Source organism: Spirulina major PCC 6313 (assembly GCF_001890765.1).
GTDB lineage: Bacteria > Cyanobacteriota > Cyanobacteriia > Cyanobacteriales > Spirulinaceae > Spirulina > Spirulina major.
Genome location: NZ_KV878783.1, coordinates 3,118,182 through 3,135,000, shown reverse-complemented (window position 1 = coordinate 3,135,000; position 16,819 = coordinate 3,118,182). Strand labels below are relative to the sequence as shown.

The 16,819-nt window shown below is 53.4% G+C and carries 15 protein-coding genes; 9 read left to right on the top strand and 6 right to left on the bottom strand.

Annotated features, from left to right (window positions below):
- Positions 1-38 precede the first annotated feature (38 nt).
- From SPI6313_RS13765 to ggpS, 3 genes are all read right to left on the bottom strand, one after another.
- The gene (locus tag SPI6313_RS13765) at positions 39-2,018 is read right to left on the bottom strand and encodes a CHAT domain-containing protein (protein WP_072621517.1); all 1,980 of its coding nucleotides are present in this window, start codon (positions 2,016-2,018) and stop codon (positions 39-41) included.
- A 108-nt stretch (positions 2,019-2,126) separates the two neighbouring features.
- On the bottom strand, positions 2,127-3,173 hold the full coding sequence (locus SPI6313_RS13760) for an amidohydrolase family protein (protein WP_072621516.1): 1,047 nt from the start codon (positions 3,171-3,173) through the stop codon (positions 2,127-2,129).
- A gap of 190 nt (positions 3,174-3,363) precedes the next feature.
- Positions 3,364-4,872: a glucosylglycerol-phosphate synthase gene (ggpS, locus tag SPI6313_RS13755; RefSeq protein ID WP_072621515.1), complete on the bottom strand. Its 1,509-nt coding sequence runs from the start codon at positions 4,870-4,872 to the stop codon at positions 3,364-3,366.
- A gap of 325 nt (positions 4,873-5,197) precedes the next feature.
- Here ggpS and rimM point away from each other — a divergent pair, with 325 nt between their 5' ends.
- Entirely contained in the window at positions 5,198-5,728 is a 531-nt protein-coding gene (rimM, locus tag SPI6313_RS13750) for a ribosome maturation factor RimM (protein ID WP_072621514.1), read from the top strand.
- Here the strand turns inward: rimM and SPI6313_RS13745 are convergent.
- Complete coding sequence (locus tag SPI6313_RS13745; RefSeq protein WP_072621513.1) at positions 5,725-6,381, bottom strand: RibD family protein; 657 nt, start codon at positions 6,379-6,381, stop codon at positions 5,725-5,727. The genes rimM and SPI6313_RS13745 overlap by 4 nt on opposite strands.
- 154 nt (positions 6,382-6,535) lie before the next feature.
- Between SPI6313_RS13745 and SPI6313_RS13740 the strand changes: the two genes are divergently transcribed.
- On the top strand, positions 6,536-8,482 hold the full coding sequence (locus SPI6313_RS13740) for an ATP-binding protein (RefSeq protein WP_072621512.1): 1,947 nt from the start codon (positions 6,536-6,538) through the stop codon (positions 8,480-8,482).
- A 141-nt stretch (positions 8,483-8,623) separates the two neighbouring features.
- Here SPI6313_RS13740 and SPI6313_RS13735 read toward each other — a convergent pair whose 3' ends face one another.
- On the bottom strand, positions 8,624-8,950 hold the full coding sequence (locus SPI6313_RS13735) for a hypothetical protein (protein WP_072621511.1): 327 nt from the start codon (positions 8,948-8,950) through the stop codon (positions 8,624-8,626).
- Between the two features lie 278 nt (positions 8,951-9,228).
- On the opposite strand from SPI6313_RS13735, the gene SPI6313_RS22370 reads away from it, so the two are divergent.
- The 7 genes from SPI6313_RS22370 (at position 9,229) to SPI6313_RS13705 (ending at position 16,141) form a co-directional block, all read left to right on the top strand.
- Complete coding sequence (locus SPI6313_RS22370; protein ID WP_084669028.1) at positions 9,229-10,092, top strand: outer membrane beta-barrel protein; 864 nt, start codon at positions 9,229-9,231, stop codon at positions 10,090-10,092.
- 34 nt (positions 10,093-10,126) lie between these two features.
- A complete protein-coding gene (gene recO / locus SPI6313_RS13725) occupies positions 10,127-10,924 on the top strand; it encodes a DNA repair protein RecO (RefSeq protein WP_072621510.1) in 798 nt (265 codons plus the stop codon).
- A gap of 156 nt (positions 10,925-11,080) precedes the next feature.
- Complete coding sequence (locus tag SPI6313_RS13720) at positions 11,081-12,481, top strand: MFS transporter (protein ID WP_084669027.1); 1,401 nt, start codon at positions 11,081-11,083, stop codon at positions 12,479-12,481.
- Between the two features lie 51 nt (positions 12,482-12,532).
- Positions 12,533-13,696, top strand: coding sequence for a glycosyltransferase family 4 protein (locus SPI6313_RS13715; protein WP_072621509.1), 1,164 nt, complete (start codon positions 12,533-12,535; stop codon positions 13,694-13,696).
- Positions 13,697-14,081: 385 nt separating this feature from the next.
- Positions 14,082-14,255, top strand: coding sequence for a hypothetical protein (locus SPI6313_RS25395; RefSeq protein ID WP_425443093.1), 174 nt, complete (start codon positions 14,082-14,084; stop codon positions 14,253-14,255).
- A 12-nt stretch (positions 14,256-14,267) separates the two neighbouring features.
- The gene (dcm, locus tag SPI6313_RS13710) at positions 14,268-15,539 is read left to right on the top strand and encodes a DNA (cytosine-5-)-methyltransferase (RefSeq protein WP_072621508.1); all 1,272 of its coding nucleotides are present in this window, start codon (positions 14,268-14,270) and stop codon (positions 15,537-15,539) included.
- A 191-nt stretch (positions 15,540-15,730) separates the two neighbouring features.
- Positions 15,731-16,141 carry a hypothetical protein gene (locus SPI6313_RS13705; protein WP_072621507.1) on the top strand — a complete coding sequence of 137 codons (411 nt, stop codon included), beginning with the start codon at positions 15,731-15,733 and terminating at the stop codon, positions 16,139-16,141.
- Between the two features lie 14 nt (positions 16,142-16,155).
- Here the strand turns inward: SPI6313_RS13705 and nfi are convergent, their stop codons facing one another.
- The gene (gene nfi / locus SPI6313_RS13700) at positions 16,156-16,818 is read right to left on the bottom strand and encodes a deoxyribonuclease V (RefSeq protein WP_072621506.1); all 663 of its coding nucleotides are present in this window, start codon (positions 16,816-16,818) and stop codon (positions 16,156-16,158) included.
- Position 16,819 lies beyond the last annotated feature (1 nt).

Below are 16,819 nucleotides of genomic sequence, written 5' to 3'. Positions count from 1 at the left end.
CTAACACTATATCAGTTTTCAAGAGGGTAGCCGATTATTCAGGTGCGATCGCCCATGAACACAAACGCGCCCCAGTTGAACGGATCGGGGTATTGTTCCATGGTGGTGAGCATCGCTTGGCGGAGGGCGGCGGCCTTATCCGGATTGCTGCGGAGATTGCGATAAAACTCCGTCATCAGCATCGCCGTCGGAATATCCGGAATCGCCCAGAGCGACACCACCACACTTTCCGCCCCCGCCGCCAAAAACGATCGCGACAACCCCACAACCCCATCCCCCGTAATCCTTCCCTGTCCGGTATCACAGGCACTCAACACCACCAAATCCGCCGTTAAATCCAAGGCCACAATTTCCCGACTGGTTAAAAAGCCATCCTTAAGATCACTCGTGGCAAACTCATCATCAGCGGTGAGAACGAGAGCACCCGGCAAATCCACGCGCACCACTTTTTCGCGGGCGAGGGCCGTTTCCGCCGCCTCCCCACCCACAAACACATTGCCCCCCACAATCACCGCGCCGGGATTGACAAACACATTATTTTCACGGGCCGTGCTGGCAGGTGGCGCGATCGCATTACCGTACCAATCCAGTTGGGAGTCAGGACAGCGCAACTCGTAGCGCAGGGTTTCGTTGGGGTCGATTTGGGTGTCCACGCAGGAGAGCAGGCCGTGGGTGGCGAAGTGGAGTACGGAGGCGGTGGCGAGGTGGGGCTGAATCTGGGTGAAGCTGGCCTGTGATCCTAGAAAGGGGGTGGTGTTGAGGAGGTTCGCCACGGCGATCGCTTCTTGTTCCGCGCCGGGTAAGGCACTGAGGGGGCGATCCTGTTGGGGCAGGGTGGGCATGGTGGGGTTGCCAACGATCACGGCGGTTCCTTGGGAGGAACGTTCTGGGGTGGTGGCGGCGATCGCTAAGGTCTGCACATTGGGCGCAACTTGCAGCGTGTGGGATTCAATTAGATAATTTCCGGCAGGATTGCGCAGCGTGGCAAAGGGGACGAGGAACAGGGCATCTTGGGGCAGAATTGTCACCGAAGCAGCGGGATCGCGGGGCAGATGGGCCGCGATTGGCGCGATCAAGAGTTGATAGAGATAGTCCGCCGCGCCGTCACCGGGGAGCGTTGTGGTCACTCGTCCTCGGCCAAAGCGATCGATGAGTTGGGTGCGGGTTTGGCGGACAAAGGTACGCAGTGACTCAATGCCCGCCGCTTCAAGATCGAGGGTGTGAAAAGCGATCGCACCCTGGGGCGACACCACCCAACTGTAGAGCGTCGTCGGTTCATTGGCTTCTGTGCCCAAAACCCGCACCTCATCCCCCACCAAGGCATAAATCACCAGGGTTGTCTTTTCCGTTCTAGCCGCTGTGCGGATCGCTTCAAGATCTAGCGGCGGCGCGGCCGTGGGGCGATGCTTGCGCACCAACTGTTCCACCAAGGATTGCGCCCGACTCGCTTCGGCAACCACCAGCGCCGCATCGGTGTTTCCCTGGGCCACCAAGGTTTTTTGCAAGAGGCGATAGGTGTGAGCTTGTTGTTCAAAGAGGGTCACTTGGTCGAGATCCGCCAAATTCGCCCGCAGGCTATCCCACGCGGTCACCGCCTCCCGCAGGGCTGTTTCCGCCCCTCGATAGTGTCCCGCCCCAAACTGCGCCAGGGCCAAATTTGTTAACGCCAGGGGTAAGCCGCTGTGGTTGGGGGTCTGGCGTTCATGGGTGACAATCTGCTCCCACTGCGGGATTGCCTCGCTGTACCGTTGGGCGAGGAGGGTGGCTTTGGCCTGGCCAAGGCGAGCCTCATCACGGGCGCGATCGCTCCCCTCCCGTTCCGCCTGGTCTAACAACTGTCGATAGGTACGCAACGCCGCTTCAAATTGGCCAGACTCTAGCTGCTGTAGGCCCTGCTGGGTTAACTCCACAAGGGGATTGGTTTCGGCAGCGATCGCCGCCGGGAGCCGCTGGATCAGACTCGGCAGTCCCCACAGGGTGGCGATTAAGGATAAAGAGATCAGGGGCGATCGCACCATGGCAACACTGAGGAAGTAAAGAACAAGCCAATCAAAGCAGACAAGGCGGCTTCAGCCCCTTGCCTCCCAAGCTTAACCGCTTATATCCCAGTTTTAAAACCCTGCAACTTAGGGATAAATTGAGGTGGCATCGGCGGGCGGTTCTTCTTGGAGCAGGGTATTTAACAGCAACGTGGGCGGCTGTTTATGGGGCCAGGCAAAGGCATGACGAAACGCCGCATCTTGGCAGGCTTGGAGTTGCCGAAAATTAATAATATCGTGGGTCAATAAATTCTCATATTCAAAGGGCAAGCGCACATTATGCAGCCCCGCATTATCGGTACAAATCGCCACATCCACCCCCGCATCAAAACAGCGTTGAAACACGGTTTTTAATTGCGATAAATCCTCTAACGCGCCGGTTTGAAAATAGGTGGTGGGGCACACCTCTAAACATTGACCATTGGCGGCCACTTCCCGCAGCAGTTCCGGATGTTGGAGGGGGATTTGAATCCCGTGGCCGATGCGTTGTAAATAGGGCAGCAATTGGGGATGGCAACCGTCGGCGGTTTCGTAGAGGTGGCCGGTGGTCTTCACACCGTGCGATCGCGCATAGTCAAACAACGTCACCAACTCCTCGATGCGATCGCCATAATGGTTATCGCCCCCCGCCAAATCCACCCCACAAACGAGATCGGGATTGGCGATCGCTAAATCCACGATCGCCCGATTCACCGCATAGGGAAGCCGCACATGCATACATAAAATTTGCGGCGTAATGATCGGATGTTCCACCCCCTGCATCGCTTTGCCCACCACTTCCACAATGCGCTGCATTTGGTCAATGCGTTCGGCTTCAGAGCGATCGTGATCGGTGCGGTAATAGGGGGTATAACGCAGTTCTAAATAGGCGAGATTTTCAAAGACATAGGCCCCCCGTAACAGGCGATAGATGAAATAGGGCAAGGTGTTTTCTGTTTGCACACTTTCCACTAAGGTATGCAGCTCTAAATATTCATCCAACGTCTCGCGGGGGCGGGTGTAGAAATCTTCAAAGGGGTCATAGTCTGGAAACCGTTGGGACAAATCCGGCTCATAGCGTTGAAAATATCGCCAAAGAATGCGGGGAACCACGGAACCACCTAAATGACGATGGAGTTCTGCATAAAGAGCCATAACGGTTGTATTCAGCGAGAGGTATCTTCAGTGTGCGATATTTTTTCCGCTGGCACAAGTTAACCAAGATGTTGGGTGAATCGTGCGGGAAACTCCGGGAACGTGAGACGAAAGTTACACCACGAAACCCCGAATTCCTATCGAGAATCCGGGGTTATCATGCAGTGCAGGTTCAGCACCCAGTGGAGAACTAGGCTACGCCTTGGGGCACTTTTTCCGCGTCGGCTTGGAGGGTTTTAAAGATCTTGAGGATGCGATCGCCCCAATATTTCACATCGTAGGTGGTGACGGTGGCGTACATTTTCGCCAACCGTTCCCGCTGTTCCGCTTCGGGCATCGCCAGGGCCAACTCGATCGACTCATCCATTTTCTCTTGAGAATAGGGGTTCGTCAGCAACGCTTCCGGCAGTTCCACCGCTGCGCCGACAAATTCCGACAGGAGCAGCACCCCAGTATCCTCCTTATGAGCCACCACATATTCCTTCGCCACCAAATTTAAACCATCGCGGAGGGGCGTTGTCCAACAAACATCGGCGAGTTTGTAGTAACACATCAGGTCAATGGCGTTGAGGGGTTCGGTGAACAGCAGCACCGGAGTCCAGCCCAGTTCTGAAAATCGCCCGTTAATCCGTCCTACCAGTTGCTCAATTTCGTGCTGGGTGGTTTCGTAGATCCGCATCCCGGCGGCAGGGGTGACACAGGTAACGAGGAAATTCAGCGTGCCGTGGAGATCCGGACGACGTTCGAGGAGACGTTCAAAGGCGAGGAGCATTTCCTTATTACCTTTGACATAGTCCACACGACCGGCAGCGATCAGGAGTTTGCGATCGCCAAACTCTTCGCGCATTGCCGCTAAGCGTTGCTTAGCTTCGGGCCGCGCCAACACCCCTAGGATATGCTCCGGGTTCGTCCCCACCGGGAACGCATCGATATTGACGACTCGACCGTTATACCCCAGTTGAGAAATCATTTCCGGTTCAGCCAAAGCCGTCCCGGTTTTAGTCATGTGGGCTGGGGGATCTTCGCGCTTGAGCACTTCGACGGGGCGCAAACTCCGCGCCACATTGACAAAGTTTTCCGAGTAGCGAGGAATATGGAAGCCCACCACATCACAGCAGAGCAAACTATCCACAATTTGCTCCCGCCAGGGCAGGATGTTGAAGATATCCACCGAGGGGAAGGGAGTGTGATGGAAAAAGGCAATTTTCGCGTCGGGTTTTAGTTGGCGAATGTAGTGCGGAGCCAACCAGAGATTATAGTCATGCACCCAAATCAGAGCATCTTCGGCGGCTTCTTCACAGGCAGCTTCAGCGAAGAGGCGATTAATGGTTTTAAAGTTTTCCCAGTCTGACGATTCATCGGTGAACTGCCAGGGGAAAGAGTGCAAAATGGGCCAAAAGGCTTCTTTTGAGGTGATGTGGTAAAAGTGTTTGACCTGATCCGCTAAGAGGGGAATCCGGAGCACGCTGTAATTATTATTTTCTTCTTCGACGGTGATGCGATTTTCAAAGGTGGATTTTTGTTCTTCTGTCACCTGTTTCCAAGCGACCCAAGTACCTCGATTAACGTGACCAAAAAAGCTTTTGAGGGTGGGCATAATCCCATTGGGACTTTTCTTTGGGCGATAGCGAACAACCCCGTTTTCGATAATTTCGTCGTAGGGTTCACGGTGGTAAAGAATGACCAAAGAGGATTTCATGGTGCGGATATTAGGGGATAAATGAGTAACGTGTGATCTCAATAATTTGACGGGACTGACGCAGACAGACTTAGGGGATTTGCAATTCCGCTACCGGTTGAGTTCTGAAAATGCGAGCTTTGTAAAGCAGCGTCAGGCGTGTTGACAAGAGATTCGGTTAATTGTCTTAAACCTAAGTATGGCAAAACGGTTTGAGAATCTGAATCTTTCCCAAGACTCAGATCAGTAATGCTAATATCTCTCACTAGGCAGAGGACTCGGAGCGCGATGCTGTGGATGGGTGGTGCTTCGTGCTATTCTGGCTAGGCAAAATTCGCGATCGCTCATGGTTGATGCAGACTGGTTAGAAATTGGCACTATCGTTTCGGCCCAAGGGTTACAGGGCGAAGTGCGGGTGTTGTCTCTGTCGGATTTTCCGGAGCGATTTACCCAACCGGGGCAGCGTTGGTTACGACGCGCACCGGGGGCAGAGCCGGAGGTGGTGGAGTTGGTGCGGGGTCGGCCCGTGCCGGGGAAAAACCTTTATATCGTGCGGTTGGCGGAGGTGAGCGATCGCACCCAAGCCGAAGCCCTACGCGGCGCGACGCTCTTGGTCAGTGATGCGGAATTGCCGGAACTTGAAGAGGGTGAATTTCATGTGGCGGAACTGATCGGGCTGACGGTGATTGATCAAGCCAGCGGCGAGGTGGTCGGTGAGGTGATCGATCTGCGATCGGCGGGGAATGATTTGCTCGAAGTGCGCCGTGCCGATGACCCGACCAAAACGGTGTTAATCCCGTTTGTGAAAGCGATCGTGCCCGTGGTGGATCTAGAGGGCGATCGCCTCGAAATCACCCCACCGCCGGGCCTGATTTAGCCCCGCATCACCCGATAGCGCAAAAACACTTCCGACGCGATCGCCTCACAGGCCAACAACTCCAACCCCACCCCCGCCGGTAACTGCTCCGCCAGCCACGGCACACCCTCCCCCAAAATCAGGGGGCAAAGGGTTAAACACAGTTCATCCACCCACCCGCCACGCAGTAGCGATCCGACGATTTGCCCCCCACCCAACACCGCCACCCGCTCGATCCCCTGATCCCCCAGGATTGAGCACACCTGACCCCAGTCAATCGCCTCTCCTGTGGTGATGATCGCGTTAAATTCTGGCCGTCCCTGCCAATGAGTCGCGCCCCTAGTGGTGGTGATTAAGCCCCGTGGGGTGGGTTGTTGAAAAAATCGCCAGCGGGGATCAAGGTCAGCCTGCCGGGAACAGACGTAATGGATCGGTTGGGGCGTTTGGCCGCGCTTGTGGCGTTGGGTGCAGAGGGTGCGATCGCGCACCGTCACCGTCGTTTGATAGGCCCGTAATGTGCCGGCCCCAAACAGCACCGCATCCGCTTGGGCCACCTGAGCTTCTAAGTGGGCCAAATCCGTCGCTGATCCAAAGCGAGCTGGGCTCAGGGGAGCATCGCTCAGTTTGCCATCGGCGGTAATTGCTAAAACTACGGTGCAGTAAGGATGAACCATCGGCCCCTGTCCTCCCGATTAAATTTATTTGTGGATTCGGTGGAATCTCAACGGAGAGAGAATCCCTCCCCTATGATGATGGGTAAGGATCTATATGACCCTTGACGGCGATCGCGTCTTCCTTTGGTGACTCTTTTTTTGCGCATGTTGCGGTATGCTACAGCCCTCTCCCTCTTCCTTTCGCCGTCTGCTCCTGATCCGACTGCTGTTTTTGACGGTTCCCGCCTTTGTGATTGGTGTCATGATTACCTATGGCATGACCTACCGCCAAGCACGCATGGCCATGCGGCAATCCGTGGGAAATCATTTAACCGCCAGTGCTGATCGCTACAGCTACGATATTGAGTACGAAATCACCCAAGTTAACCGCGAACTCACCCTAGTCCGGCAGAGTTTCGCGGCCCTGAGTTCCACCTCATCGGACGTACAAGCCTCCCTCACCACGATTAGCCAATCCCTCCATCCGGCGCTGGATTGTTTACAACTCCAAGATCTCCAAACCCGCACCGTCCTCGCGAGCACCTGTCACCAGGAGCGCATTGCACCCCCCGCCTCCCCGTCTTGGCCCGTGTTTGCCACACCGTCCCCGGAGCACCCTGATCCCATCATGGCTCCCCTTCCCCCATCGCCCAATCGCGAACCTAGGTTTAGCGTGGCGTTGGCGCTGCCGATGGAGGCGATCGCAGCCAATCCCACAGCGAGTAATCTCGCCTTAGTGGCCCGCGCCACCTTTACCCATTCGTTGGCTGACCGCGCCAACGCCTTCGCGGGCTATCCGGTCATCATCGACGACACCGGTACAATAGTGCTACATCGGTCATCGGGTCAAAGCAGCCGATCCATTGCCCAATGGTCTGATGACGATCGCGAAACAATCCAAGAGATTTTAGATCAATCCCTCGTGGGTGAGATGGGGGTGATGGAGTTGGTGGATTTTGAAAACAATGGGGCGCGATCGATCGCCGGTTACAAGGTCATTGCCAACCCCCTAATCGGTAACACCAGGGAACGCTGGGTCGTGTTCGCGATCGCCCCCCTCGCCAACACCCTCAAGCCCATCCGCCAGATCCACCACACCCTCCTCACCGGGCTGATTCTCTTAACCGTAACCATGATGGGCCTCACCGTGGGAGCCATCCTCCTCATCGCCCGCGACATGGCGCGACCCGTAGAACAATTACGCGACTATGTTCTCCAAGAAGAACAACTTTACATCAACGAACGCATTCCCAAAAACTTTCAGATTGAGGAATTCAATCAGTTAGCCGGGGCGATTAATAACATGATTCGCCGCTTAATTAGCTGGGCAGAAGAACTCGAAGGCGCTTGGAAAGAAGCGCAGTTAGCCAATCAACTCAAAAGTGAATTTTTATCCACCGTTTCCCACAACCTCCGTACCCCGTTAAACGGCATTATTGGCTCGTTGCAAATCCTACAAGATGGTTATTGTGACACCCATGCCGAGGAACAAGAATTCTTAGAAAAAGCTCGGCAGTCCACGCTCACTCTCAAGGGCATCATTGACGATATTTTGGATTTATCCCAGTTGGAAAAGGGTCAGTTAGATGTGGAGATTGAGCGCGTTCCCTTAATGACGGTGCTCGAAGATGCGATCGCCTTAGAAACCATGTCCCTAGCGGAGAAGGGGCTACTGTTGGACATCCAAGCCTGGCCCGATGATATTCTCATCTATGCTGATCCGGTGAAATTGCGCCAGGTTTTCTTGAGTATTTTAGACAATGCGATTAAATTCACCCCCGCTGGCCACATTTCGATCAAGACAGCGATCGCGATGCATTCAGGAGTACAAGGGTCTAATGTGTCGTTGCCGCCGCTGCTACAAAATCTCCACAGTTCTAGCGGGCAATGGGCGGTGGTGTCGATTCAAGATACTGGGGTGGGGATTGCGCCCGAACAGCAGAAAAAACTGTTTCGCCCCTTTGTCTTGATGAATCCTCAGGTGAATGGGGCGGGGTTGGGGTTAGCGATCGCCCGGAATTTGCTCGAACTCATGGGCGGGGCGATCGAGTTAACCAGTGCCGGTGTCAATCAAGGCACGACGGTGACGCTTTATCTGCCCACCGCCCAGCGCCAACGCTAGGCCCCTAGCCGGGTTAGTTTCGTGCCGTGTCAATGCCAAGAATCAGGATACTCGTAGGGTGCTGAAGCGCGAAGCGTAACGCACCGTTATATTGAGTTTGGGCGATTCAATAAGATTCTAAAACTACTCCTTGACACGGCACTAGGACTGGCCAGAATCCGGCGGGGGGGATTGCTCGGCCTCGGCGGTTTTGAAAAATTGATAGCCGGCGTAAACGGCGATCGCAATCACCCCCACCACCACCAACGCACTCAAAATGCGCAGCACGGTATTGAGGATCGAGAGCACCACAAAGGTTCCCAATAGCACAATGAACAACTTGCCCAACGGCGGCAAACCGTCAAACCACCGCTGGGCTTGGTTCAGGATGAAGTTAATCCGAAAGGTTCCCATGGGCATCGCCTTGGGCGTTGGCTCTGTTTTAGTCTCAACGCGGCGTTTTTGGTGTTGGAAGTCGGGTGAATTCATAGCGCAAGGACGGCATTTTTCTTCATTTTAGCTAATCGGTGGGAAGTCCCGCGCTGTACCGACAAGGTCAGCGTCGGGATGAGAGCCGCGTGACTGAGGCCCTGTTGCCGTGTCTGTTACGCCAGGCGAGGGGAGAACAGACGCATCTGATTCGGTGTCATCATTTGATCGGGATAGGATCGATCCTGGCCATTGCTCGGTCTCAGAATTGGGCGTTGGCACGTACACTAGGAGCAAGGTGTATCCTGCACGTATTTTTCGCATGAGGAGTGACCAGAATGAACTCAACCGTATTAACCGCGATCGCAATTAGTTCCGGTGTGATTGCTTCCATCGTGTTTCCTTCCATGGCCCAGGCCGAACCGCTCCCGTTCCCGGAAGGGCCGATGACCGCTGAGGCGGTCGCGACCCCGCTCCCCTTTCCGGAAAGTGGCCTGACGGAGCCACTCCCCACCGTGATCCCTGTGCCTGAAGCGATGCCCACTTCAGCGATCGCGCCTCCCACCCGCACCGCCATTCCCACCCACCACCAAGCCCCCGCCAAAAACGACGCAAAGGTCGAATTTCTCAGTCTGGCGGATCTGGCCACCGACAAAACCTCAGCGATCGCGCTGACCAGTTACAGCACCAACACGATGCCCACCACTCCCACCACGGCCACGACAGCCCCCCCAGAAGTCGCCCAGGTGAATCGTAATCTCTTTGTGAATCGACCCTGGAGCTATGTGGGAGCGGGGATCAATTTAGGGCTAGAGGGTGATACTGATATTGGCGATACCTCTTTTGCGATCATTTCCAAAATTGCGATCGGGGATAATCTGTCGCTCCGTCCCGGGGCTATTATTGGGGAAAATGTGGCGATCCTCGTGCCGGTCACCTACGACTTTACCGTGCCCAATGTAGACCCCTTTGAAGCTGCTTTACTCCGTCCCTACGTGGGGGGTGGCGTGGTGTTCACCACCAATGACACGGCAGCGGATGCTGGGGTGGACAATAACGTGGGCCCGATGATTACCGGCGGCCTGGATGTGCGATTTAACGATAAGTGGGTCGCCAATGCCGGGTTGAATGTGGGTTTTTTGGGCGATGATGCGGAGTTTGGCCTGGTGATTGGGGTGGGTTATATTTTCTCCAATCGCTAGGGGTTGTTTTGGTTAAACGCTGGGGGCGATCGCCATGAGTCGCACCTATACCGCCACGGGCATTGTCTTGAAGGGGATGGCCATGGGCGAAAGCGATCGCCTCGTCACGATCCTTTCGCCCGATCGCGGTTTACTGCGGGCCGTAGTGCCGGGAGCGCGAAAACCGAAGTCGTCCCTGCGGGGGCGGCTAGAGTTGTTTGTGGTCAATGATTTGCTGGTGGTGCAGGGGCGATCGCTCGATCGGGTGATCCAAGCGGAAACGCGGGAATCCTTCGCGCCCCTCAGTCGAGACCTGGCCAAATTAGCGATCGCGCAATATTGGGCCGAACTCGTTCTCACCCTCGCCCAGAGCGACCACAGCCCCGCCGACCTCTATCACCTCCTGCTCCAACACCTCACCCTCCTCACCCACCTCAACCCCACCGCCTCCCTCGATACCCGCGTCGCCCAACTCACCCAAGGCGTGATCCATCTGCTGCACTGGGGCGGGATTGCGCCGCAATGGGATCTCTGTTGCGTGACGGGGGCAGCGATCGCGCCTCCCCTCGATAACCCCCGCTGGCGGGTGGGGCTGGACTTCGACCAAGGCGGCCTCGTTCTCCTGCCCGCCCCCGCCGCGATCCGCTGCCACGCCTACCTCACCAACCTCGAAACCTACCTCCTCCAACAACTCAGCCAAACCCACCCCGACTTAATCGCCTCCCCCCAGCTTGGCAGCACCCTCGCTTGGCGCGGCATCGAACGCATCCTCCGGCAATATACGCAATATCACTTCGGCAATGTCATTCGTTCGGCTGCATTACTTGATACCTTATTCATAGAAGAGTTTTAAAAACGTTTAAGCTCTTGCCGTATCAAGACCAAGTTTGAGAATCATATTGAATCGCCAAAACTCAATAGGACGGTGCGTTACGCTTCGCGCTTCAGCACCCTACAAAAACCCAAATCGTTTATCTTGACGCGGCACTCTGTTGTTTCAATCAGTCTTATGCGCACCCTCGACGACACCGATGCAATGGAATTGCCCATGGCATCCCCTGACCGTGATTCTGAAACAGATCCAACCCCCGACCATGGCCCCGGCTTTGGCCCCATCCTCCGCAATCGTCGCTTCCTTGTCCTGTGGAGTGGGCAAATCTTTTCGCAATTAGCCGACAAGGTGTATCTAGTCTTGATGATCGCCTTGATCAGTAGCCATTTCCACGCCAACGAGGACTTTATTAGTAATTGGGTATCAGCGGTGATGATTGCCTTTACGATTCCGGCGGTGTTGTTTGGGTCATTGGCGGGGGTCTATGTGGATCGTTGGGTGAAGCGGGATGTGTTGGTGTGGACGAATCTGTGGCGCGGTGGTTTGGTGCTGTTGATTCCTGGTTTGCTGTGGGCAACGCAGGATTGGGGCAAGGTGTGGACGGTTCCCATCGGCTTTGTGGGCTTGTTGGTGATTACGTTTTTGGTCTCTACCCTGACGCAGTTTTTTGCCCCGGCAGAACAGACGGCGATTCCGTTGATTGTGCCGCGATCGCAACTCCTCCCCGCCAACTCCCTCTACACCACCACAATGATGGTGCTGCTGATCGTCGGTTTTGCCGTCGGTGAACCCCTCCTCGCCCTCGTGCAAAGCAGCATCCAAAGCCTGAATCCTCACTGGACATTTGGGCGGGAATTGCTCGTCGGCGGAGCCTATGCGATCGCCGGTCTCCTGCTCCTCTGCCTCAAAACCGGCGAAACCGCCGACAGCTTAGATATTGAACGGCCCCACGTCCTCCAAGACATTCGAGACGGCGTGCAATACCTCCAAGACCATCACCATGTCCGCAACGCCATGGTGCAGTTAATCATCCTGTTTAGCGTCTTTGCCGCCCTCGCTGTCCTTGCCGTCCCCCTCACCGCCGATATTCCCGGCCTCAAACCGGAGCAATTCGGGTTTCTCCTCGCCTCTGGGGGCGTGGGCATGGCGATCGGGGCGTTCATTTTGGGCCATTGGGGTCAACGCTTCCCCCATCTCTCCCTCACCCTCCTCGGCAGCTTAGGCATGGCTCTCTCGTTATTCGCCCTGTCCTGGTGGAGTACCCAATTGGTGGGCGCACTCCTGGCCACCGCTGCCCTGGGCTTCTGTGGCGCGTTCGTGGGCGTGCCGATGCAAACCACGATTCAATCGGAAACGCCAGAGGCCATGCGCGGCAAAGTCTTTGGGTTGCAAAACAACGCCGTGAATATTGCCCTCTCCCTTCCCCTCGCCTTAGCCGGGGTAGCGGCGGCAATTTGGGGATTACAGCCGGTTTTAAACGCTTTAGCTCTCCTTGTCTTGCTCGGAGGCTTGCTGAGTTGGTCTATTTCCCGTAGCGGCGTGGTACCATCAACATCAACAAATGTTACGGAAAGTTAGGGCAAATGTTGCGTTCCTTAACGAACAGTCTGCGCCCACTCCTCTGAATGCATGCACATTGCTTGGTTGGGAAAAAAAACGCCGTTTTGTGGCAATGTCACCTATGGCCGAGAGGTTACCAATGCACTTTTAGACCGTGGGCATCCGGTCAGTTTTCTCCATTTTGCCCAACCGGATTCGGCTCACGCTCCGGTGGCCTCGTCCTGTGCGGAAATCGCCCTGCCCTTTCTCTACAAATCCCAGGTTTACACGATTCCGACCCTAAAATCGAGTCGGGTTTTGATGCGATCGCTCCAACACCTCAAGCCCGATCTCGTCCATGCCTCTCTCACCCTTTCTACCCTCGATTTCCGCCTGCCAGACATTTGCACCACGTTGAATATTCCCCTCGTGGCCACCTTCCACCCCCCCTTTGACAGCAAAATCCGCAACCTCAAATCCAGCACCCAATACCTCACCTATCAGTTTTACGCCCCCTTTCTGGCTAATTACGATCGCGTCATCGTCTTTTCCAACATCCAAAAAGACCTCCTCGTCCGTTTAGGTGTACCCGATCGCCGCGTCACGATCATCCCCAACGGCGTGGATATTCAAAAATACTTCCCCGGTTCCTCCCCCCTCAAAACCCGCCTCAATGCCGAACGTCTCTACGTCTACATGGGACGGATCGCAACGGAAAAAAATGTGGAAGCGATGTTAAAAGCCTGGAAACAGACCCCCATGGGCCCCCGAACGAAACTCCTGATCGTGGGTGATGGCCCCCTAGCAGCTTCGTTGAAACAGTTCTACGGCCCCCAAGATGGAATCATCTGGTACGGCTACGAGGCGGACGAGCAGCGACGAATTGAGATTTTGCGGGCGGCGGATGTGTTTATCTTGCCGTCGTTGGTGGAAGGGCTATCGTTGGCACTTCTAGAGGCGATGGCCTGCGGGGTGGCCTGCATTGCCACCGATGCCGGAGCGGATGGGGAAGTGATTGACCAGGGGGCGGGGATGGTGATGGATACCCATGATGTGACGGGCCAGTTAAAAACCCTGTTGCCGATTTGCCGCGATCATCCGGAATTAGTGAAATTGCTGGGCCAAAAGGCACGAGAACGAGTGCTCGATCGCTACACGCTCCATTACAACATCACCCGCCTTGAACACCTCTACAGTGAGGTGGTGGAAGTGCCGTTGGTGGAATACAACTACAGTCAATGGGGTTCTCCCTAGGGAAAATGGAAAATAGAAATATCATCTAAAGCCAAGCGTAATGCCTTATTTTTAACGATTTTTATTTATTGTGGTTACTCAAGTAAGTAAGTGAATATTGCTATATTGGAATAGCAGTTAATGAATTGAGAATAATCAAGCAAAGAATAAGGATGATCTGAGTACAGGACAAAAGTTGAAATGTACGGCGGCATCTTGATTTTGATGGGGTGGGAGCATCCTGCTCCCTATTTTGTCTGATCCCAGCGGGCAAGCTGCTCGCACTACAACAGACTATGGATTTTTAGGGAGCGTGTTGAGTTTTGCTATTGTTCCACCCAACTACGAAATCATCAGGGTTTCAGCCAAAGCCTGATTTTTTGTCCTGTACTCAGAAGGATGATAGATGAAATACAATCGGAGCATTCAAGAATTAGAGAATCATGCTATCTTCTGGTGGCCTGATCATTTAAATCAACAAAATGCATCAATTAGTATTGTTCCTGAATTACTCAAAACCCAAGATGATTTTTTGAAGATCATTTCTTTATCAAAAAAAATCCCCCTTTCAAGTATTTGATAGGCAAGGAACTTGATGAAGTTTATAGATTTATTTGCAGGAACAGGTGGAATACGATTAGCGTTTGAGCAGGCTTGCAATGAACTTTGTATTAATTATGAGTGTGTGTATAGTTCTGAGATCAATAAAGATTCTTGCTTGTCTTATGAGATCAATTTTGGTGTCAATCCTCATTCTGACATAACTAAAGTTACGGAGTTTCCAGATTTTGATTTTCTGCTAGCTGGTTTTCCTTGTCAGCCCTTTTCTTATGGGGGTAATCAGCAAGGGTTTGCTGATACAAGAGGAACTTTGTTTTTTGATATAGAAAGGATATTGCTGCAAAAAAGGCCATTGTACTTTTTGTTAGAAAATGTCGAAGGATTGATGACACATGATCATGGCAGAACTTTTGAGACTATCCTTAATAGATTAAGAAAACTAAATTATTCTGTTGAATATCGACTGCTTAATTCTAGCAATCATGGTGTGCCTCAAAACAGAGTCAGAGTTTACATTTTAGGTGCTTTCAAGCAAGCAGTTAGATTAACAATCAATAGTAATAAAGGAGCATCTGACACACATAAATTCAAAAGACATAAAGAATGGTATCAAATGTCTCTATTTGACGATAAAGAAGCACAATTTTTAACGGTGAGAGATATATTGGAAGATAGTCCTAATCCAAAATATTCTTGTTCTGAGGATTTTATTGAAAAACTGCGAAAGGTAATAGGCAATAACTTTAATGAGCTTCATGGCTATAGACTCATAGACTACAGAGGAGGAAAGTCATTACACTCTTGGCAGCTAGGATTAAAAGGTGAATGTACTTCGCAAGAAATCAATTTCATGAATTTGCTTATTGAGAATCGCAGGAAAAAAAAATTCGGAAAAAATCAAGATGGCAAAAAATTAACTAAAGATCAAATCTTGACTTTTTATCATGATGAAAACTTTGAAGAAGTAACCAGGTCATTGATAAAAAAAGGATATTTAGGTTGTCATGAAGGTAAATATGACCCGGTCTCTGGAAATATGTCATTTGAGATCTTTAAGTTTCTTGATCCTGATGGTATTTCTATCACTCTTACTGCTTCCGACTCGAACAGATTGGGTATCGTGCAAAATAATATTCCTAGACGTATAACGCCAAGAGAATGCGCCAGGTTACAAGGCTATCCCGACAGCTATAAGCTACTAGATAATGATGATGCTGTTTATAAACAAATGGGAAATGGTGTATCTGTTCCTGTTGTAAAAGCAGTATTAAAAGATTTTATCAAGCACAACATAATAGACTGATAAAAACAGCCAAAAAAAGTAACAAGGGCAGATTTCTTGCTGGGATTAGATGGGCATGGTCTGCTGAGGCTGCATTGATCATGATTTCCGGATTGTCAAGATCAGATCCTCGGCATAATGGCTGATCTTGTCGGTGGGGCGATCGCACCATTAACGTTAAGATGTACCGTTGGTCTTGTGCATCCTGAACTATGGCTCACTTAACACTCCTCCACCTCTGTGCAACTCAACCGTCGATTGGCCCCCATGGGCGCGATCGCACCCCCTTGATTACTCTCCAAGCCCACTTTAAACCTCGCGAACTCCGCCACAATTGTGATTATGGTATTCACGGTGTGCTCTATCCCGCGATGATGTCGCCTCAACAGTCAAATCGCTGTTGTGTGGTGATGGTGCATTTGAATCCCCAGGAATGCCGCTACGGGTGGGGTCGTTGGTTTCCCTGTGGCTGGGTGCGCCCCCAGGATCACACCATTACTCAGGTTCAACTCCCTCCGGCCATCCGTCTCACGGCCAAAGCGGCAACTATTCCCGCGCAATTGGTGCTGATGGCTTCGCAAACATCCCCGGTGTTTAACGGATTGACCGCGATCGCTTCATAACGACCGCTGCCCGGTTAGGCCGTTTTCGAGAGGCGATCGGCGCGGCGGGTGGTTTCGGGGAGGCGGTATTTGGGGGTGCAGCGCAGCACATAGTCGATCGCGGTGGGAAGGCTGAGGCGATGGCCGATGGAAATGTAGAGGGGTTTGGTGTGGGAGCGCGATCGCACCACGGCCCCAATCGTTTCATCCCCATCCATCAATGGAACCCAATCCCCTTTTTCTGGCCCCGGTTCCCCATGGGTGCCGATAAACCGCGACTTCGCCACCCCAATCGTCGGACAGTCCAACAATACCCCCAAATGACAGGCCAACCCAAAGCGGCGTGGATGGGCGTAGCCTTGGCCATCACAGAGCAGCAGATCCGGGGTGAGGGTGAGTTTCTCTAAGGCGGCTAACAGGGCGGGCACTTCCCGAAAGGAGAGATAGCCCGGCACATAGGGGAAGGTGGTGGGAATCTCGGCGATCGCTTCTTCTAGCACCTCCAACGCGGGAAAACTCAACACCACCACCGCCGCACGGGTGATGCCTGCGACGTGATCAAACCCGGCATCCAGACCCGCCACCCGTTCCACGGTATTGAGGCGATCGCAGGTGATCACCTGCGATCGCAACTCCGTTTGCATTGCTTTCGCCTCGGCAACGGTGGGCGACAACGGATGATCCAATTTGGCTTTCATG